This window comes from Streptomyces silvisoli (assembly GCF_029269905.1).
GTDB lineage: Bacteria > Actinomycetota > Actinomycetes > Streptomycetales > Streptomycetaceae > Streptantibioticus_A > Streptantibioticus_A silvisoli_A.
On sequence record NZ_JARJBC010000002.1, the window covers coordinates 426,109 to 444,872 of the forward strand.

The 18,764-nt window shown below is 70.4% G+C and carries 16 protein-coding genes; 15 read left to right on the forward strand and 1 reads right to left on the reverse strand.

The window, feature by feature from the left end:
- Positions 1–2: 2 nt before the first annotated feature.
- The 10 genes from murD to P3G67_RS05085 all read left to right on the forward strand — a co-directional run bounded on the left by murD (position 3) and on the right by P3G67_RS05085 (position 10,134).
- A complete protein-coding gene (murD, locus tag P3G67_RS05040; protein ID WP_276092346.1) occupies positions 3–1,469 on the forward strand; it encodes a UDP-N-acetylmuramoyl-L-alanine--D-glutamate ligase in 1,467 nt (488 codons plus the stop codon).
- Between the two features lie 57 nt (positions 1,470–1,526).
- Positions 1,527–2,933: a putative lipid II flippase FtsW gene (ftsW, locus tag P3G67_RS05045; RefSeq protein WP_276092347.1), complete on the forward strand. Its 1,407-nt coding sequence runs from the start codon at positions 1,527–1,529 to the stop codon at positions 2,931–2,933.
- A 6-nt stretch (positions 2,934–2,939) separates the two neighbouring features.
- Entirely contained in the window at positions 2,940–4,034 is a 1,095-nt protein-coding gene (gene murG, locus P3G67_RS05050; RefSeq protein WP_269854370.1) for an undecaprenyldiphospho-muramoylpentapeptide beta-N-acetylglucosaminyltransferase, read from the forward strand.
- Positions 4,035–4,064: 30 nt separating this feature from the next.
- Positions 4,065–4,871 (forward strand): cell division protein FtsQ/DivIB, encoded by an 807-nt coding sequence (locus P3G67_RS05055; RefSeq protein WP_391858200.1) that lies wholly within the window; start codon positions 4,065–4,067, stop codon positions 4,869–4,871.
- Between the two features lie 274 nt (positions 4,872–5,145).
- A complete protein-coding gene (gene ftsZ, locus P3G67_RS05060) occupies positions 5,146–6,396 on the forward strand; it encodes a cell division protein FtsZ (protein ID WP_276092349.1) in 1,251 nt (416 codons plus the stop codon).
- 34 nt (positions 6,397–6,430) lie between these two features.
- Positions 6,431–7,147 (forward strand): peptidoglycan editing factor PgeF, encoded by a 717-nt coding sequence (pgeF, locus tag P3G67_RS05065; RefSeq protein WP_276092350.1) that lies wholly within the window; start codon positions 6,431–6,433, stop codon positions 7,145–7,147.
- 7 nt (positions 7,148–7,154) lie between these two features.
- On the forward strand, positions 7,155–7,874 hold the full coding sequence (locus P3G67_RS05070) for a YggS family pyridoxal phosphate-dependent enzyme (RefSeq protein ID WP_276092351.1): 720 nt from the start codon (positions 7,155–7,157) through the stop codon (positions 7,872–7,874).
- 124 nt (positions 7,875–7,998) lie between these two features.
- A complete protein-coding gene (locus P3G67_RS05075) occupies positions 7,999–8,559 on the forward strand; it encodes a cell division protein SepF (protein WP_269854375.1) in 561 nt (186 codons plus the stop codon).
- 68 nt (positions 8,560–8,627) lie between these two features.
- Positions 8,628–8,912 carry a YggT family protein gene (locus tag P3G67_RS05080; protein ID WP_255931860.1) on the forward strand — a complete coding sequence of 95 codons (285 nt, stop codon included), beginning with the start codon at positions 8,628–8,630 and terminating at the stop codon, positions 8,910–8,912.
- 46 nt (positions 8,913–8,958) lie between these two features.
- A complete protein-coding gene (locus P3G67_RS05085; RefSeq protein ID WP_276092352.1) occupies positions 8,959–10,134 on the forward strand; it encodes a DivIVA domain-containing protein in 1,176 nt (391 codons plus the stop codon).
- A gap of 221 nt (positions 10,135–10,355) precedes the next feature.
- On the opposite strand, the gene ileS is transcribed toward P3G67_RS05085, so the two are convergent.
- Positions 10,356–13,490, reverse strand: coding sequence for an isoleucine--tRNA ligase (ileS, locus tag P3G67_RS05090; RefSeq protein WP_276092353.1), 3,135 nt, complete (start codon positions 13,488–13,490; stop codon positions 10,356–10,358).
- A 522-nt stretch (positions 13,491–14,012) separates the two neighbouring features.
- Here ileS and P3G67_RS05095 point away from each other — a divergent pair.
- The 5 genes from P3G67_RS05095 (at position 14,013) to P3G67_RS05115 (ending at position 18,730) form a co-directional block, all read left to right on the forward strand.
- Positions 14,013–14,858 carry a TraR/DksA family transcriptional regulator gene (locus P3G67_RS05095; protein WP_276092354.1) on the forward strand — a complete coding sequence of 282 codons (846 nt, stop codon included), beginning with the start codon at positions 14,013–14,015 and terminating at the stop codon, positions 14,856–14,858.
- 76 nt (positions 14,859–14,934) lie between these two features.
- Positions 14,935–15,573: a signal peptidase II gene (gene lspA, locus P3G67_RS05100; RefSeq protein ID WP_276092355.1), complete on the forward strand. Its 639-nt coding sequence runs from the start codon at positions 14,935–14,937 to the stop codon at positions 15,571–15,573.
- Positions 15,574–15,619: 46 nt separating this feature from the next.
- Positions 15,620–16,561 (forward strand): RluA family pseudouridine synthase, encoded by a 942-nt coding sequence (locus P3G67_RS05105; protein WP_269854380.1) that lies wholly within the window; start codon positions 15,620–15,622, stop codon positions 16,559–16,561.
- On the forward strand, positions 16,558–17,043 hold the full coding sequence (locus tag P3G67_RS05110; RefSeq protein ID WP_276092356.1) for a GNAT family N-acetyltransferase: 486 nt from the start codon (positions 16,558–16,560) through the stop codon (positions 17,041–17,043). Before P3G67_RS05105 ends, P3G67_RS05110 begins: the two co-directional genes overlap by 4 nt.
- Positions 17,044–17,143: 100 nt before the next feature.
- On the forward strand, positions 17,144–18,730 hold the full coding sequence (locus P3G67_RS05115) for a Na+/H+ antiporter (protein WP_276092357.1): 1,587 nt from the start codon (positions 17,144–17,146) through the stop codon (positions 18,728–18,730).
- Positions 18,731–18,764 lie beyond the last annotated feature (34 nt).

Genomic DNA, 18,764 nt, shown 5'->3' on the forward strand with positions numbered 1-18,764 from the left:
CCATGGAACTGTCGGGGAAGAACGTCACCGTCGCCGGGCTCGGCGTCACCGGGCTGAGCGCCGCCCGGGTGCTCGCCGGTCTCGGGGCGAGGGTCACCGTGGTGGACGGCGGTGACGGCGACAAGCAGCGCCGGACCGCCACCGCCCTGGAGGCCGAGGGCATCGCGGTCCGCCTCGGCGACGGCGACACGCTGCCGGAGGGCACCGACCTCATCGTCACCTCGCCCGGCTGGAAGCCGACCAGCCCGCTGTTCACCGCCGCCGCGGCGGCGAACGTGCCGGTGTGGGGCGATGTCGAACTCGCCTGGCGGCTAAGGGGACAGGATGTGGCCGCGGCGCGCGGCGCCTCGGCTGAGGGCGGAGGGCGACGGGCGGGCGCGGCCGACTGGCTCGTGGTGACCGGCACCAACGGCAAGACCACCACGGTCCAGATGCTCGCCTCGATCCTGAAGGCCGGGGGCCTGCGGACCGCGGCCGTCGGCAACATCGGCACCCCGATCCTGGACGTCGTGCTCTCCGACGAGCCGTACGACGTGCTCGCCGTGGAGCTGTCCAGCTACCAACTGCACTGGGCGCCGAGCGTGCGCGCGCACTCCGCCGCCGTGCTCAACATCGCCCCCGACCACCTCGACTGGCACGGCTCGATGGCGGCGTACGCCGCCGACAAGGGCCGTGCCTACGAGGGCAACAAGGTCGCCTGCGTCTACAACACCGCCGACCCGGCCACCGAGGAACTGGTACGCGGCGCCGACGTGGAGGAGGGCTGCCGGGCCATCGGCTTCACACTCGGCACTCCCGCCCCCTCCCAACTCGGCGTGGTGGAGGGCCTGCTGGTCGACCGGGCCTTCGTGGCGAACCGGCACAAGAACGCCCAGGAGCTGTGCGAGGTCTCCGACATCGCCCAGCAGGGCACCGTCGCACCGCACAACATCGCCAACGCGCTGGCCGCCGCCGCGCTCGCCCGCGCCTACGGCGTCGAGCCGCAGGCGGTACGCGACGGGCTGCGCGCCTTCCGCCCGGACGCGCACCGCATCGCGCGGGTCGCGACCGTGGACGGTGTGGACTACGTCGACGACTCCAAGGCCACCAACACCCACGCCGCCGAGGCGTCCTTGGCCGCCTACGAGCATGTGGTGTGGATCGCGGGCGGCCTGGCCAAGGGCGCCACGTTCGACGAACTTGTCGCCAAATCGGCAAAGCGACTTCGCGGGGCGGTGCTCATCGGCGCCGACCGCGCGCTGATCGCCGAAGCGCTTCGGCGACACGCCCCCGAGGTCCCGGTCGTGGACCTGGAACGGACCGACACTGAAGCGATGACGGCCGTGGTCGACGCCGCCAAAGCGCTTGCCCAGCCCGGCGACACCGTCCTGCTGGCCCCCGCCTGTGCCTCGATGGACATGTTCGCCAACTACGGCAAGCGCGGCGATGCCTTCGCCGAAGCCGTACGCGCTCTGCACAACAACCGATAGCCGGGCGTCCACGCGTCGCCGAGGACCCGGCGCGACGCACCGATGGAGGGGACGCGCATGACGGCCGACCGCTCGACCGCCCGTGGCCGCCGCCCCGGGCCGGGAGCGCAGCCGCTGCCCGGCCGCCGCACCCCGGCCGCCGCCCCGGGCGGCCCACCGCGCGGCTCCGCCCGGGGCACCGCACCGCGTACCGGCACACCGCGCCCGGCGGAGCAGCTGCGAGGAGCGCAGCTCGCGTACGAGCGGGCCAGGAGGGCCTGGGACCGGCCGCTGACCGCGTACTACCTGATCGTCGGCGGCAGTGCGCTGATCATCGTGCTGGGCCTGGTGATGGTCTTCTCCGCCTCCCAGGTCAAGGCGTTGCAGATGGGCCTGCCGGGCACGTACTTCTTCCGCAAGCAGTTGCTCGCGGCGGCCGTCGGCGGTGTCCTGCTGGTGGTGGCCGCCCGGCTGCCGGTGCGCACCCATCGGGCGCTGGCCTATCCGCTGCTCGCCGGATCGATTTTCCTGATGGTGCTGGTACAGGTGCCGGGGATAGGGAAGAAGGTCAACGGCAACCAGAACTGGCTGTCCGTCGGCGGCCCTTTCCAGATGCAGCCCAGTGAGTTCGCCAAGCTCGCCCTGGTGCTCTGGGGCGCCGACCTGCTCGCCCGCAAGTACGAGAAGCGGCTGCTCACCCAGTGGAAGCACCTGCTGGTACCACTCGTGCCGGTGGTGATGCTGATCCTCGGACTGATCCTGCTCGGCGGCGACATGGGCACCGCGATCGTGCTCACCGCGATGCTGTTCGGGCTGCTGTGGCTGGCCGGTGCGCCCACCAGGCTGTTCGCGGGCGTCATGGGGGTGGCGGGACTGCTCGCGCTGCTGCTGATCAAGACCAGCCCGCACCGGATGTCCCGACTGGCGTGCATCGGCGCCACCGATCCGGGTACCAACGACCAGTGCTGGCAGGCGGTGCACGGGCTCTATGCACTCGCCTCGGGCGGATGGTTTGGTTCCGGTCTTGGCGCGAGTGTGGAAAAATGGGGTCAACTCCCCGAACCGCATACCGACTTCATCTTCGCGGTGACGGGAGAGGAACTCGGGCTCGCGGGGACGCTGTCGGTGCTCGGTCTGTTCGCGGCTCTAGGCTATGCGGGTATCCGCGTAGCCGGACGCACGGAGGACCCCTTCGTCAGGTTCGCGGCGGGAAGCGTGACCACGTGGATCATGGCCCAGGCCGTGGTCAACATCGGGTCGGTGCTCGGTCTGCTGCCGATCGCCGGGGTTCCGCTCCCGCTGTTCTCCTACGGGGGTTCGGCGTTGCTGCCGACCATGTTCGCGATCGGGTTGCTGATCTCCTTCGCTAGGAGCGAGCCTGGAGCCAGGGCGGCGCTGGCCGCGCGGGGGGCGGGTCCTGTGACAGGGGCAATGACACGTAGCATGCGACGTCTCGTCCGACGACGGTCGTCCAGGAAGCGGTGAATTTCGGTGCATGTCGTTCTCGCCGGCGGTGGGACCGCCGGCCACATCGAGCCCGCGCTCGCGCTCGCGGATGCCCTGCGCAGGCAGGACCCGACCGTGGGTATCACGGCGCTCGGTACGGAGCGGGGCCTGGAGACCAGGCTGGTTCCGGAACGCGGCTACGAACTGGCGTTGATCCCCGCCGTGCCCCTGCCACGCAGGCCCACCGCGGAACTCATCACCGTGCCCGGCCGACTGCGCGGCACCATCAAGGCCGCGGAGCAGGTGCTGGAGCGCACCAAGGCCTCCTGCGTGGTGGGCTTCGGCGGCTACGTGGCACTGCCCGGCTACCTGGCCGCCAAGCGGCTCGGGGTGCCGATCGTGGTCCACGAGGCCAACGCCCGCCCCGGCCTGGCCAACAAGATCGGGTCCCGCTACGCGAAGGTCGTCGCGGTCAGCACCCCCGACAGCAAGCTGCGCGACGCCCGCTACATCGGCATCCCGCTGCGCCGCTCCATCGCGACCCTCGACCGGGCCGCCGTGCGCCCGCAGGCGCGCGCCGCGTTCGGCCTGGACCCCAACCTGCCCACGCTGCTGGTCTCCGGCGGCTCGCAGGGCGCCCGCAGGCTCAACGAGACCGTCCAGGCGGTCGCCCCGCGGCTCCAGCAGTCCGGGGTGCAGATCCTGCACGCGGTCGGCCCCAAGAACGAGCTGCCGCAGCCGAACAACATGCCGGGCATGCCCCCGTACATCCCGGTTCCCTACGTCGACCGGATGGATCTGGCGTACGCCGCGGCCGACATGATGCTCTGCCGGGCCGGTGCCATGACCGTCGCCGAGCTGTCCGCGGTGGGCCTGCCCGCTGCGTACGTCCCGCTGCCGATCGGCAACGGCGAGCAGCGCCTCAACGCCCAGCCGGTGGTCAAGGCGGGCGGCGGCCTGCTGGTCGACGACGCCGAGCTGACCCCGGAGTGGGTGCTGGGCAACGTCCTGCCGGTGCTGACCGATCCGCACCGGTTGTACGAGATGTCACGCTCCGCCGCCGAGTTCGGCCGCCGCGACGCGGACGACCTCCTCGTCGGCATGGTGCGCGAGGCCATCGCCGCCGGCCGGGCAGGATAGGGAACGACGTGCGCAGCTAGAGGAGGGGCAGTGGCCGGATCGACGACCGCCAACCGTGAGCGCGCTCGCCCGGTCCGGCCGCGCCCCTCTCCCGGCCGCCCGCCACGGCTGCGGCTGTCCCGGCGCGGTGTGCTGGCACTGCTGGTGGCGGTCGTCCTGCTGCTGGCGGGCGGTACGTATCTGGTCTACGGATCACCGTGGCTGAGGGTGCGCCAGGTCGAGGTGTCGGGCACCCGGGTGCTCACCCCGGACCAGGTCAGGGCCGCGGCGGCGGTGCGGATCGGGACGCCGTTGGTCTCGGTCGACACCCGCGCGGTGGCGGACCGGCTCCGTTCGGGGTTGTTGCGGATCGCCTCGGTTGACGTCGAACGGTCATGGCCGGACTCGATCGCACTGAAAGTAACCGAGCGAACACCAAAAGCAGTTCTCAAAAAGGACGGAAAGTTCCAGGAACTGGACGCGGGCGGTGTCCGATTTGCCGTGGACTCGACGCCGCCTTCCGGAGTTCCGTTCGTCGAATTGGCGGGCGACGCCGCGTCGACTGACCAGAACCAGTCTCCCAGCAACCGCTATTTCGGGACAGACCGACTTCTCCACGCGGCGGCGCAAGTCGCTATGGATCTACCTGAATCAGTACAGAAGCAGACGCAAGCCATCCAAGTGCGGTCGTTTGACGCCATCTCGCTGGAACTCACCGGTGGTCGCTCGGTCCTGTGGGGCAGCGCGGAACGCGGTGCCCAGAAGGCCGCCGCGCTGGCCGCACTGATGAAGGCGCAGGGGAGTGCCACGCACTACGACGTGAGCGCCCCCACCGCGCCCGCGTCATCGGGTAGTTGACGGCGCAGATTGTCCGGGGCGACCCTGGTTGGCCCGCATCGAGCGTGATCACATAGGGTCAAAAGAAAAGCGGGAGGTTCGGCGTGTTCGTTGAACGAGTACCGCTTGTCGACTTAGTGTCCTGTGCAGACGGACACAAGGAACAGACATACTGGTAACCCTAAACCTCAGGGTTAGGGTTCGGGTCGGCGTCCGAACCGTCCCATCGGCATCCGTCGGCGCACCGCGACTTCGCGAGGCGGCGACACGTAAATCGAGGCGAGAGGCCTTCGACGTGGCAGCACCGCAGAACTACCTCGCAGTCATCAAGGTCGTCGGCATCGGCGGCGGAGGCGTCAACGCCATCAACCGGATGATCGAGGTCGGTCTCAAGGGCGTCGAGTTCATCGCGATCAACACCGATGCGCAGGCCCTGCTGATGAGCGACGCCGACGTCAAGCTCGATGTCGGCCGTGAGCTCACCCGCGGCCTCGGCGCCGGCGCCAACCCCGATGTCGGCCGCAAGGCCGCCGAGGACCACCGCGAGGAGATCGAGGAGGTCCTCAAGGGGGCCGACATGGTCTTCGTCACCGCGGGCGAGGGCGGCGGCACCGGAACCGGTGGCGCACCCGTCGTCGCCAACATCGCCCGGTCGCTGGGCGCGTTGACGATCGGCGTGGTCACCCGCCCGTTCACCTTCGAGGGCCGCCGCCGCGCCAACCAGGCCGAGGACGGCATCGCGGACCTGCGCGACGAGGTCGACACCCTGATCGTCATCCCCAACGACCGTCTGCTGTCCATCTCCGACCGCCAGGTCAGCGTGCTGGACGCGTTCAAGTCGGCGGACCAGGTACTGCTCTCCGGTGTCCAGGGCATCACCGACCTGATCACCACCCCTGGCCTGATCAACCTGGACTTCGCGGACGTCAAGTCCGTGATGTCCGAGGCGGGTTCGGCGCTGATGGGCATCGGCTCGGCGCGCGGCGACGACCGCGCGGTGGCCGCCGCCGAGATGGCGATCTCCTCGCCGCTGCTCGAAGCGTCCATCGACGGCGCCCGCGGCGTGCTGCTGTCCATCTCGGGCGGTTCGGACCTCGGCCTGTTCGAGATCAACGAGTCGGCCCAACTGGTCAGCGAGGCCGCGCACCCCGAGGCCAACATCATCTTCGGCGCGGTCATCGACGACGCGCTCGGCGACGAGGTGCGGGTCACCGTCATCGCCGCCGGGTTCGACGGCGGCCAGCCGCCCACCAAGAACCGCGAGAAGGTGCTCGGTGCCTACGGCGGCCGCGACGAGAACGCGTCGTCCACCCCGTCCGCCGCCTCCCGCATCGGCAGCCAGCCGACCGAGACTCCGCGCCCGGTGTTCGGCGGCCTCGGCAGCGTCACTCCGCGTGAACCGGAGCCGGTGCGCGAGGAGAAGCCGGAGCCCGTGGTGGCCGCCGAGGCCCCGACCGCTCCGCTCACACCGCCGCAGGTGCCCCCGGCCCGTCCCTACCAGGACAGTCAGGCCGAGGAACTGGACGTTCCCGACTTCCTGAAGTGAACCGGCCCAGTTGATAATTCAGCAGCGTTACGAAGTGAGCGGCGCCCACTTCGCCTTCACCGACCGGTGGGGCGGGGTGAGCGCCGCTCCTTACGAGGAGCTCAACCTCGGCGGAGCGGTCGGCGACGAGCCGCGGGCCGTACGGGAGAACCGCGAACTTGCCGCCAAGGCCCTGGGGCTTGACCCCGGCGCGGTGGTCTGGATGAACCAGGTGCACGGCAACGACGTCGCCGTGGTCACCGCCCCCTGGGATGGCGCGCCGGTTCCCGCGGTGGACGCCGTGGTCACCGCCCGCCCGGGGCTCGCGCTCGCCGTGCTCACCGCGGACTGCGTGCCGGTACTGCTGGCCGACCCGGTGGCGGGCGTGGTGGCCGCGGCGCATTCGGGGCGGCCGGGGCTGGTCGCCGGAGTGGTTCCGGCGGCGGTCGAGGCGATGACCGGTCTGGGCGCGCGGCCCGACCGCATCACGGCCTTCACCGGGCCCTCGGTCTGCGGCCGGTGCTACGAGGTGCCGGGCGAGATGCGGGCGGCGGTCGCCGAGTCGGTTCCCGAGGCGTGGGCGCGGACGAGTTGGGGGACGCCCGCGGTCGACGTGGCCGCCGGAGTGCATGCCCAACTCGCCCGACTTGGGGTGGCAAGAAGAGAGAAATCCCATATCTGCACCCTGGAGTCGGCGGACCACTTCTCCTACCGGCGCGACCGCACGACGGGGCGGCTCGCCGGGTATGTGTGGCTGGACGGCAGCGAGTGACGGAGAGATGACGGACAGGAAGGCCCAACTGGCCGCGAATCTGGCCCGGGTCGAGCGGCGCATCGCGGACGCGTGCGCCGCCGCGGGGCGGGAGCGCGAGGAGGTGACCCTGATCGTGGTCACCAAGACCTACCCGGCGAGCGATGTGAGGTTTCTCGCGGAACTCGGGGTACGGGAGGTCGCGGAGAACCGCGACCAGGACGCGGCACCCAAGGCCGCCGAATGTGCTGAACTCGACCTGAAATGGCACTTCGTGGGGCAACTGCAGACCAACAAGGCACGGTCTGTGGTGCGTTATGCCGACTTCGTGCACTCTGTCGACCGTTTGCGACTGGTTGACGCGCTGTCGGCCGCCGCGGTGCGGGCCGAACGCGAAGTGGGCTGCCTGGTGCAGGTGGCGCTCGACGCCCCGTCAGGGTCCGTCGGCAGCCGGGGCGGTGCGGCGCCCGCCGATGCGGCCGCCGTCGCGGACGCGATCGCCGCCGCACCCGGGCTCCGGCTCGCGGGGGTGATGACTGTAGCGCCGCTCGCCGGGCCCTACGCGGGAAAACCGCGTGCCGCCTTCGACCGGCTGATGGAAATCGCATCCGCGCTGCGCGAAGTGCATCCGGCTGCAACCATGGTGTCCGCAGGGATGAGTTCGGACCTTGAGGACGCCGTCGCCGCCGGTGCGACACATGTACGCGTCGGTACGGCGGTACTCGGAGTCCGTCCCGCCCTCGGGTAACGTCACGAGGAAGTCGGACCACAGCAGAAAATATGGTCATGCTCCGTCAAAACACGGAGCTGACCGAGTGGATCCCCTCACCTGGTGACGGTGCCGATCCACCACAGAGCGGAGGACGCAGAGCATGGCCGGCGCGATGCGCAAGATGGCGGTCTACCTCGGCCTCGTGGAGGACGATGGGTACGACGGCCCGGGGTTCGACCCCGACGACGAGTTCGAGCCCGAGCCGGAACCCGACCGGGCGCGACGACAACACCAGCCAACTCAGGAAGAACCGGCGCGAATCGTGCATGCTCCGGCTCCCCGAGAACCGCGGATCGCCCCCGTGGCATCCATCACACCCGAACGCCGCACTCTGGAGAAGAACGCACCGGTGATCATGCCCAAGGTTGTGTCGGAGCGAGAGCCGTATCGAATCACCACGCTTCACCCCCGGACGTACAACGAAGCCCGTACGATCGGGGAACACTTCCGCGAGAGCACCCCGGTGATCATGAACTTGACGGAGATGGATGACACAGATGCGAAGCGTCTTGTTGACTTTGCCGCGGGTTTGGTCTTCGGTCTGCACGGGAGCATTGAACGGGTGACGCAGAAGGTGTTCCTGCTGTCTCCTGCTAACGTCGATGTCACGGCGGAGGACAAAGCCCGTATCGCCGAGGGCGGGTTCTTCAACCAGAGCTGAGACAGCGACCATGTGGGACCGGACCGACAGGGACGGCGGAGAGCAGGGGAGAGGGGAGCGGGATCGCGATGGGTGTCGCAAAACAGGTCATCTACATCGCATTGATGTGCTTCCTGATCGTGCTGATCTTCCGGCTAGTGATGGACTACGTCTTCCAGTTCGCCCGATCGTGGCGTCCTGGCAAGGTGATGGTGGTCCTTCTCGAAGCCACCTACACTGTCACCGATCCGCCACTCAAGCTTCTGCGGCGGTTTATTCCGCCGCTGCGTCTCGGGGGCGTGGCGCTCGACCTGTCCTTCTTCGTACTGATGATCATCGTCTACATCCTGATCTCCGTCGTGGCCAGGCTGTGAACGATACGGTCTTGCCGATTGCCGACGATCACGTTGAGGTGAAGAGATGCCGCTGACCCCCGAGGACGTTCGTAACAAGCAGTTCACGACCGTCCGCCTCCGCGAAGGCTATGACGAGGACGAGGTCGACGCCTTCCTCGACGAGGTCGAGGCGGAGCTCACCAGGCTGCTGCGGGAGAACGAGGATCTCCGCGCCAAACTCGCCGCGGCCACTCGGGCCGCCGCGCAGAACCAACAGCGCAAGCCCGAGCCGCAGGACCGGCAGGGGGCTCCCGTCCCCGCCGCCATATCCGGCCCGCAGCCGGTGCCGCCGGGCCAGCAGCAGATGGGCGGTCCGCCCCAACTGCCTGGCGCTCCGCAGCTTCCGGCTGGTCCGAGCGGGCAGCAGGGCTCGATGGGCCAGGGTCCGATGGGTCAGGGTCCGATGGGCCAGGGTCCGATGGGTCAGGGTCCGATGGGTCAGGGTCCGATGGGCCAGGGGCCGATGGGTCAGGGCCACCCGATGCAGCAGGGTCACCCCATGCAGCAGGGTCACCCCATGCAGCAGGGCGGTCCCGGTGGGGACAGCGCCGCGCGCGTGCTGTCGCTGGCGCAGCAGACCGCGGACCAGGCGATCGCGGAGGCCCGTTCCGAGGCCAACAAGATCGTCGGCGAGGCGCGCAGCCGCGCCGAGGGCCTGGAGCGGGACGCCCGCGCCAAGGCGGACGCCCTTGAGCGGGACGCGCAGGAGAAGCACCGCGTCGCGATGGGCTCGCTGGAGTCGGCCCGCGCCACGCTGGAGCGCAAGGTCGAGGACCTGCGCGGCTTCGAGCGCGAGTACCGCACCCGGCTGAAGTCCTACCTGGAGAGCCAGCTGCGCCAGTTGGAGAACCAGGCCGACGACTCGCTGGCTCCGCCGCGCACGCCCGCGACCGCGTCGCTGCCCTCGTCGTCCACCATGGGCGGTTCGCTCGGTGGCGGCACCATGGGCGGCGCCTCGATGGGCAGCGGCATGGCCGCTGCCGGTGCCGGGGCGATGGGGCACACCAACGGTGGCAACCAGACCTACGGCGGCCAGCAGATGGGCGGCGGTGGCGGCGGTCCGCAGACCTACGGCGGTCAGCAGCAGATGTCGCCGGCGATGACCCAGCCGATGGCTCCGGTCCGCCCGCAGGGTCCGCAGCCGCTCCAGCAGGCGCCGACGCCGATGAGGGGCTTCCTCATCGACGAGGACGACAACTGAACGCTCGCCGCGAGGCAAGCACAGGGCCGGGCCCCTGGGGACACACGTTCCCCTGGGGCCCGGCCCTTTTGGCGTTCGATGAGTGGGCGCGGGCCGTGGGTGGCGCCCACCCGTTTCGTCCTACGGGGCGGTGGCTCGCAACCCGCGTGGAACGGCTGTCGCCGGGCGGGCTCCTGTGAGCCCGCCCGGCGATCGAGGGCCGAGGAACGGGTGGGTGGGGACTAGTGCTTGCGCAGGCGGAACGTCAGTCCGAGCGCCTCGTCCGTGAACGGCTCACCGTAGGAGGAATCCGCCTCGCCCTCAGCGAAGTCGACGGCGAGCACCTCGTCGGAGACGAGTCCCGAGTGCTCCCGGAGCGCCTCCGTCAGCTCCGCGTCGGACGCCGACCAACGCAGCGCGATCCGGTCCGCGACGTCCAACCCGCTGTTCTTACGGGCCTCCTGGATGAGACGGATGGCGTCCCGGGCCAGGCCCGCCCGGCGCAGCTCGGGGGTGATCTCCAGGTCAAGCGCGACCGTCGCCCCCGAGTCGGAGGCCACCGACCAGCCCTCGCGCGGGGTTTCGGTGATGATGACCTCCTCCGGGGAGAGGCTGATGGTCTCCCCGTTCACCTCGACCGACGCCGTGCCCTCCCGCAGCGCCAGCGACAGCGCGGCGGCGTCCGCCTCGGCGACGGCCTTGGCGACCGGCTGGGTGCCCTTGCCGAAACGCCTGCCCAGCGCACGGAAGTTGGCCTTCGCCGTGGTGTCCACCAGCGAACCGCCCACCGAGGAGAGCGAGTCGAGGGAGCTGACGTTCAGCTCCTCGGCGATCTGGGCGCGCAGGTCCGCGTCCAACTCCTCGAAGCCCGCCGCGGCGACCAGCGCACGGGACAGCGGCTGGCGGGTCTTGACGCCGGACTCCGCCCGGGTCGCCCGGCCCAGCTCCACGAGTCGGCGAACCAGGGTCATTCGCACGGAGAGCGTGGGGTTGATCAGGCTTTCGTCGGCCGTCGGCCAGGTGGCCAGATGGACCGAGTCCGGGGCGTCCGGCGTGGTCGGCACCACCAGGTCCTGCCAGACGCGTTCGGTGATGAAGGGCACCAGCGGGGCCATCAGCCGGGTGACCGTCTCGACGGCGTCGTGCAGGGTGCGCAGCGCCGCGTTGTCGCCCTGCCAGAACCGGCGCCGCGAGCGGCGCACGTACCAGTTGGACAGGTCGTCGACGAACGCCGACAGCAGCTTGCCCGCCCGCTGGGTGTCGTAGGACTCCAGCGCCTCGGTGACGTCGCGGGTCAGCGCGTTCAGCTCGCCGAGCAGCCACCGGTCCAGCAGCGGCCGGTCGGCCGGGGCCGGATCGGCGGTGCTGGGCGCCCAGTGGGAGGTGCGGGCGTACAGCGCCTGGAAGGCGACCGTGTTCCAGTAGGTGAGCAGCGTCTTGCGCACCACCTCCTGGATCGTGCCGTGGCCGACCCGGCGGGCCGCCCACGGCGAACCGCCCGCGGCCATGAACCAGCGCACCGCGTCCGCGCCGTGCTGGTCCATCAACGGGATCGGTTCGAGGATGTTGCCCAGGTGCTTGGACATCTTGCGGCCGTCCTCGGCCAGGATGTGGCCGAGGCAGACGACGTTCTCGTAGGCGCTGCGGTCGAAGACCAGCGTGCCGACCGCCATCAGCGTGTAGAACCAGCCACGGGTCTGGTCGATCGCCTCGGAGATGAACTGCGCCGGGTAGCGCTTCTCGAAGACCTCCTTGTTGCGGTACGGGTAGCCCCACTGCGCGAACGGCATGGAGCCCGAGTCGTACCAGGCGTCGATGACCTCGGGGACGCGGACCGCTTCCAGAGTGCAGCCGTCCGCCGTGCAGCCGAAGGTGATCTCGTCGATGTACGGGCGGTGCGGGTCCAGCGAGGTCTGGTCGGTGCCGGTCAGCTCGCTCAGCTCGGCGAGCGAGCCGACGCAGGTGAGGTGGTCCTCCGCGCAGCGCCAGATGGGCAGCGGGGTGCCCCAGTAGCGGTTGCGGGACAGCGCCCAGTCGATGTTGTTGTTCAGCCAGTCGCCGAAGCGGCCGTGCTTGACCGCCTCCGGGAACCAGTTGGTGCGCTCGTTCTCGCGCAGCAGCGCGTCCTTGATCTGCGTGGTGCGGATGTACCAGGACGGCTGCGCGTAGTACAGCAGCGCGGTGTGGCAGCGCCAGCAGTGCGGGTAGCTGTGCTCGTACGGAAGGTGCCGGAACAGCAGGCCGCGCGACTGCAGGTCGGTCACCAGCGCCTCGTCGGCCTTCTTGAAGAACTGGCCGCCGACCAGGTCCAGCTCCTCGGCGAAGGTGCCGTCCGGGTTGACCGGGTTGACCACCGGCAGGCCGTACGCCCGGCAGGTCTTGAGGTCGTCCTCACCGAAGGCGGGGGCCTGGTGGACCAGACCGGTGCCGTCCTCGGTGGTCACGTAGTCGGCGTTGACCACGAAGTGGGCGCCCTCGATGTCCACCAGCTCGAACGGGCGCTGGTAGGTCCAGCGCTCCATCTCGGTGCCGCGGTAGGACTCACCGGTCGCGGTCCAGCCCTCGCCCAGCGCCTTGTCCAGCAGCGGCTCGGCCACCACCAGCTTCTCGTTGCCGTCGGTGGCCACCACGTAGCTGACCTCGGGGTGCGCGGCCACCGCGGTGTTGGAGACCAGGGTCCACGGGGTGGTGGTCCACACCAGCAGCGACGCCTGGCCCGCCAGCGGGCCCGAGGTCAGCGGGAAGCGGACGAACACCGACGGGTCGACCACCGTCTCGTAGCCCTGCGCCAGCTCGTGGTCGGACAGGCCGGTGCCGCAGCGCGGGCACCAGGGCGCCACGCGGTGGTCCTGCACCAGCAGGCCCTTGCCGAAGATCTGCTTGAGCGACCACCAGACGGACTCCACGTACTCCGGGTCCATCGTCCGGTACGCCTGGTCCAGGTCGACCCAGTAGCCCATGCGGCGGGTCAGCGCGGCGAAGGCGTCGGTGTGCCGGGTGACCGACTCCCGGCACTTGGCGTTGAACTCGGCGATGCCGTAGCGCTCGATGTCCTGCTTGCCGGAGAAGCCCAGTTCCTTCTCGACGGCCAGCTCCACCGGCAGGCCGTGGCAGTCCCAGCCCGCCTTACGGGTCACATGGTGGCCCTGCATGGTCTTGAAGCGCGGGAAGACGTCCTTGAAGACGCGGGCCTCGATGTGGTGTGCGCCGGGCATTCCGTTGGCGGTCGGCGGGCCCTCGTAGAAGACCCACTCGGGCCGCCCCTCGCTCTGCTCAAGGGAGCGGGCGAACACCTTGTTCTCCTGCCAGAACCGGAGCACCTCGTGCTCCAGCGCGGGCAGGTCCACCTGGGCGGGGACCTGGCGGTACTGCGTCATCGGAATGTCCTCCGGCGGATACGGTCGATCTCCGTCGGAGGGACGAGAGCGCGTGCTCCCGCGGTACCACCCTCCTTGGCCGGGAGTGCCCTCCCGACCCCCTCATTGGGGCCGCGACACCGGTTCTACTCGCCCGCTGGGCTTTCCTCCGGCGGCTCCGGGGTGATCTTCACGTCGCGCACACCCCCGGGCTCGCACCGTCCCCGGGTCGCTGATGGCTGCGTACGGCGCTACTCGTCCCCTTCAACGCCTTTCGCTTCGCACAGTGTACGGCGCGCCGGGCGGGTCCTCCTCCGGAATTCCCCGCTGGGCCGAGCTGTTCCTCCACTGACCCGAACAGGGGAGGTTGGGCGCACTGGACGGGTCGCTACCGGGGCGTACCGGATTACCCACCGGTGAGCTGGGCACAACGGATGCAGACCTGCCTGCCGTGGGCGTGCCCCGTTGCCGCGGGCGTGGAGTCGATTTATCGTTCCGGCACGATTCGCGAGCAAGATCACACTATGTGAAGGGGCCGCGTCCATGGTGGTGAAGAAGACCGCAGCGCCCAAGAGAGCGGCGCCCACCGCCAAGAAGGCCGCGGCCCGCAAGACGTCGGCCAGGAAGGCGGCGGTCAAGAGGACTCCGGCCAACAAGGCCCCCGCCAAGAAGGCCCCCGCCAAGAAGGCCGCAGCCAAGAAAGCCCCCGCCAAGAAGGGGACGGCGAAGAAGGCGGCCAAGAAGGAGACGGTCGAGAAGGAAGCGGCGAGCGACGCCGCGCAGCGACGAACGGCCGGGGCCGGCAAGGCCCCTGCCAAGAAGGCCGCCGCCAAGAAGACGGCGGCCAGGAGCACCACCACCAAGAAGGCGCCGGCCGCGAAGAAGAGCGCGACGGCCAAGCAGACAGGAGCCAAGACGGTGGTTGCGAAGAAGACAGCGTCCCGCGGATCCTCCCCGCTTCCCTCCGCGCGTACCGCGACGGATCCGGTCGACCCCGGCACGCTCGCGGTACGCCCGGGTGAGGAGCCCTGGTCGGAGGCCGAGGTCGCCGAGGCGCGGACCGTGCTGATGGACGAGGCCGCCCGGCTGCGTACCGAGATCCTCGCGTCCGAGAACGCGATCTCCGGCCTGATGCGTGACTCCGGCGACGGCGCCGGGGACGACCAGGCGGACGTGGGCACCAAGAACATCTCGCGTGAGCACGAGATCGCGCTGGCCGAGAACGCCCGCGAGATGCTGGTGCAGACCGAGCACGCGCTCGAACGCCTGGACAACGGCACCTACGGTTTGTGCGAATCCTGCGGGAAGCCGATCGGCAAGGCCCGGATGCAGGCCTTCCCGAGGGCGACCCTGTGCGTCGAGTGCAAGCAGCGGACGGAACGCCGCTGACCCCGGTCAACCCCATGCCGTACGCTCGACTCCGTCAGGCAGCGCCTGACGCGGGACTCAACGCTGAAGGACTCACGTGACGAAGGCGGAGCGGACCATCGGTACGCCAGGTTTCGAACAGGCGGCGGGCGAGCCGAGCGACGGCAAGGCCGCGGACGATACGGCCGCTGACCGTACCCCGGAACCGGACGCGGCGCCGGGCGGCGAGGCGGACGCGTCCGCCTCGCGCCACAAGCGGCGGATCCCCGTGCTGTTCGGGGTGGCGGCGCTCGCCTACGCCCTGGACCTGATCAGCAAGACGCTGGTGGTCCAGCACCTGGAGAACCAGCCGTCGGTCCAGCTGATCGGCCACTACCTGCAGCTGGTGGCGATCCGGAACTCCGGCGCCGCCTTCAGCATCGGCCAGGGCATGACCGTGGTCTTCACGCTGATCGCGGTCATCGTGATCGGGGTGATCGCCCGACTGGCCCGCAAGCTCTACAGCACGCCGTGGGCGGTCGCGCTCGGGCTGCTGCTCGGCGGTGCGCTGGGCAACCTCACCGACCGCATCTTCCGCTCGCCCGGGGTCTTCGAGGGCGGCGTGGTGGACTTCATCGCCCCGGCGCACTTCGCGGTGTTCAACCTGGCCGACTCCGCGATCGTCTGCGGCGGCATCCTGATCGTCTGGCTCTCCTTCCGCGGCCTCGACCCGGACGGGACCGTGCACCGGGACTGACGGCCGGTGGACCGGACCGCGCCCGTGGTCCGGCATACTCGATCGGGTGAGCACCCTTCCCGAAACCCGCACCCTTCCGGTACCCGACGGCCTGGAGGGCGAGCGGGTGGACGCCGCGCTGGCCCGAATGTTCGGCTTCTCCCGTACGAAGGCGGCCGAGCTGGCCGCCGACGGCAAGGTACGGGTGGACGGCGCCGCGGCCGGGAAGTCGGACCGGGTGCGCGGCGGGGCCTGGCTGGAGGTCGAGATGCCCGCGCCCGCCGCGCCGGTGCGGATCGTCGCCGAGCCGGTCGAGGGCATGGAGATCGTCCACGACGACGAGGACGTCGTCGTGATCATCAAGCCGGTCGGTGTGGCGGCCCATCCCAGCCCCGGCTGGACCGGCCCCACCGTGATCGGCGGCCTCGCCGCGGCCGGGTACCGGATCTCCACCTCGGGCGCCGCCGAGCGCCAGGGCATCGTGCACCGCCTCGATGTCGGCACCTCCGGGCTGATGGTCGTCGCCAAGTCCGAGCGCGCGTACACCCTGCTCAAGCAGCAGTTCCGGGAACGCACCGTCGACAAGCGCTACCACGCCCTGGTGCAGGGCCACCCCGATCCGCTCAGCGGCACCATCGACGCGCCGATCGGCCGCCACCCCAACCATGACTACAAGTGGGCGATCGTCGCCGAGGGCAAGCCCAGCGTCACCCACTACGACCTGATCGAGGCGTTCCGCGCCGCCAGCCTGCTCGACATCAAGCTGGAGACCGGCCGCACCCACCAGATCCGGGTCCACATGTCCGCGCACCGCCACCCCTGCGTCGGCGATCTGACCTACGGCGCCGACCCGACGCTCGCCAAGCGGCTGAAGCTCACCCGGCAGTGGCTGCACGCCGTGCGCCTCGGCTTCGAGCACCCGGCCGACGGCCGCTGGGCGGAGTTCGAGGCGCCCTACCCGGCCGACCTCCAGCACGCGCTGGACACGGTGCGGGCCGACAGCGCATGACGGCCCCTCAGCGCTACCGGATCGCGGTGGCCGCGGAGCCGGAGCTGGAGGGCTGCTACGCCGTGCGCCGCGAGGTGTTCGTCACCGAGCAGGGCGTCCCGGAGGACGTGGAGATGGACGCCTACGACGCGCACGCGGTGCATCTGCTCGCCACCAGCGAGCCCGACGGCCGGCCCGCGGGCACCGCCCGCATCCTGCACGGCGCCGTGGCGCGCCGGAAGTACCCGACGGCGGTGGCCGACGGTCTGACGGCGGTTCTGGGGCGGCTGGCCGTTGGCAGGTCCGCTCGCGGCACCGGTCTCGGAGCCGCGCTGGTACGGGCGGTGGAGGACGAGGCGCGCCGACTCGGGCTCACCCAGGTCTACCTGGAGGCGCAGACCCACGCCCTCGGCTTCTACGAGCGGCTCGGCTACCGCGCCTACGGGCCGGAGTTCGACGAGGGCAGCGGGATCCCGCACCAGGCGATGCGCCGCACGTTGTGACCTCGACGCCCTGAGACAGGCTCAACATCCGGATTGTCGGTCGCACATGGCACGCTGAAAGGCACTGAAGCGAGAACTCGACTCCGGGAGCGTGCCGACCGTGGACCAGCTCGCCCTGCTGTTCGTCCTGCTGCTCGGGGCCATCGTGATGGTCCCGGTGGGGGAGCGGCTGGGGCTGCCGTCCCCGGTGCTGATGACCCTGTTCGGAGGCGTGCTGGCGGCACTGCCGTTCGTGCCCAACGTCGCCATCCGGCCCGGGCTGATCCTGCCGCTGGTGCTGCCGCCGCTGATCTACGCCGCCGTACAGCGCACGTCCTGGCGGCAGTTCGCCTCCAACAGGCGGCCGATCTTCCTGCTGGCGGTGGCCCTGGTCTTCGTCACCACGGCCGCCGTCGCCGCCGTCGCCCACGCGCTGGTGCCGGGGCTGCCGGTCGCCGCCGCGGTGGTGCTGGGGGCGCTGGTGGCGCCGCCGGACCCGGTGGCGGCCACCGCGGTGGCGGGGAGCCTGGGGCTGCCGCGCCGGATGGTCTCGATCCTTGAGGGCGAGGGGCTGTTCAACGACGTGACCGCGATCGTGCTCTACCACGTGGCGGTAGCCGCCGTGGTCACCGGGACGTTCTCACTGCCGCGGGCGGCCTTCACGCTGGTGCTGTCCGCGGTGGTCGCGGTGGCGGTCGGGCTGGTGCTCGGCTGGGTGGCGAACAAGCTGATGACGCTGGTCGACGAGGCCACGCTGCAGGTGGGGCTCTCGCTGCTGGTGCCGTTCGCGAGCTATGCGCTCGCCGAGGAACTGCGCGGCTCCGGCGTGCTGGCCGTGCTCACCACCGCGCTGTACCTGTCCGAGTACATGAGCGATCCCGACGACGTCACCGGGCGCCTGGCCGGGAACACGTTCTGGACGGTGGTGGACACCCTGGTCACCGGTGCCGCCTTCGGCCTCATCGGACTCGAACTGCACAACGTCTTCGGCACCGCGGCGGTGCACGCCGGGTCGCTGGTCGGCGGCGCGATCGCCGTGGTGGCCGTGGTCGTGGGGGTACGGCTGCTGTGGCTGCTGCCCGCCGCGTGGATGACCCGTCGGCTGCACCGAAGACGCGACGTGGACGAGGACATCCCGATCAACTGGCGGGAGACGGTCGTGGTGTGGTGGTCGGGCATGCGCGGGGTGGCCTCGGTGGCCCTGGCGCTCGCCGTTCCGCTGACCGTGGACAACGGCGGACCGTTCCCCGGCCGGGAGGCCATCTTGTTCGTCGCGTTCGCCGTGGTGCTGGCCACCCTGGTGGTCCAGGGCCTGACCCTGCCGTGGCTGGTCAAGCGGCTCGGGGTACGCGGTGATGTGGCCGTGGAGCGCGATCTGGAACGGGAGTTGGCAATCCGGGCGGCCAAGGCGGCCAAGCGGCGGCTGAAGGAGATCGAGGAGGTCGAGGAGCTGCCCGAGGAAATGTCGGAGGCGCTGGCCCGGCGAGCCTATGACATCGGGGCGCGGATCAGCCCGGACATAGTCGACACCGAGAAGCGCGAGGCGGTCAGGGAGCGCGCCAAGCGGCAGCAGCACATCCGCCGGGTGCAGAACGAGATGATGTCCGCGGCCCGGCACGCCGTCCTCGCGGCCCGCAGCCAACCCGGCTTCGACCCCGAGGTGGTGGACCGGGTCCTGCGCCACCTGGACGTCCGCAGCCTGCGTTGACGCGCCCGGGACACACGCGTCCGGCGGCGAGCGA

Excerpts from the sequence above, each read along its gene's own strand:
- murD (WP_276092346.1), top strand. The coding sequence starts at position 3 with ATGGAACTGTCGGGGAAGAACGTCACCGTCGCCGGGCTCGGCGTCACC.
- ftsW (WP_276092347.1), top strand. The coding sequence starts at position 1,527 with ATGACGGCCGACCGCTCGACCGCCCGTGGCCGCCGCCCCGGGCCGGGA.
- P3G67_RS05070 (WP_276092351.1), top strand. The coding sequence starts at position 7,155 with ATGACGGACAGGAAGGCCCAACTGGCCGCGAATCTGGCCCGGGTCGAG.
- P3G67_RS05075 (WP_269854375.1), top strand. The coding sequence starts at position 7,999 with ATGGCCGGCGCGATGCGCAAGATGGCGGTCTACCTCGGCCTCGTGGAG.
- P3G67_RS05080 (WP_255931860.1), top strand. The coding sequence starts at position 8,628 with ATGGGTGTCGCAAAACAGGTCATCTACATCGCATTGATGTGCTTCCTG.
- P3G67_RS05085 (WP_276092352.1), top strand. The coding sequence starts at position 8,959 with ATGCCGCTGACCCCCGAGGACGTTCGTAACAAGCAGTTCACGACCGTC.
- ileS (WP_276092353.1), bottom strand. The coding sequence starts at position 13,490 with ATGACGCAGTACCGCCAGGTCCCCGCCCAGGTGGACCTGCCCGCGCTG.
- P3G67_RS05095 (WP_276092354.1), top strand. The coding sequence starts at position 14,013 with ATGGTGGTGAAGAAGACCGCAGCGCCCAAGAGAGCGGCGCCCACCGCC.
- P3G67_RS05110 (WP_276092356.1), top strand. The coding sequence starts at position 16,558 with ATGACGGCCCCTCAGCGCTACCGGATCGCGGTGGCCGCGGAGCCGGAG.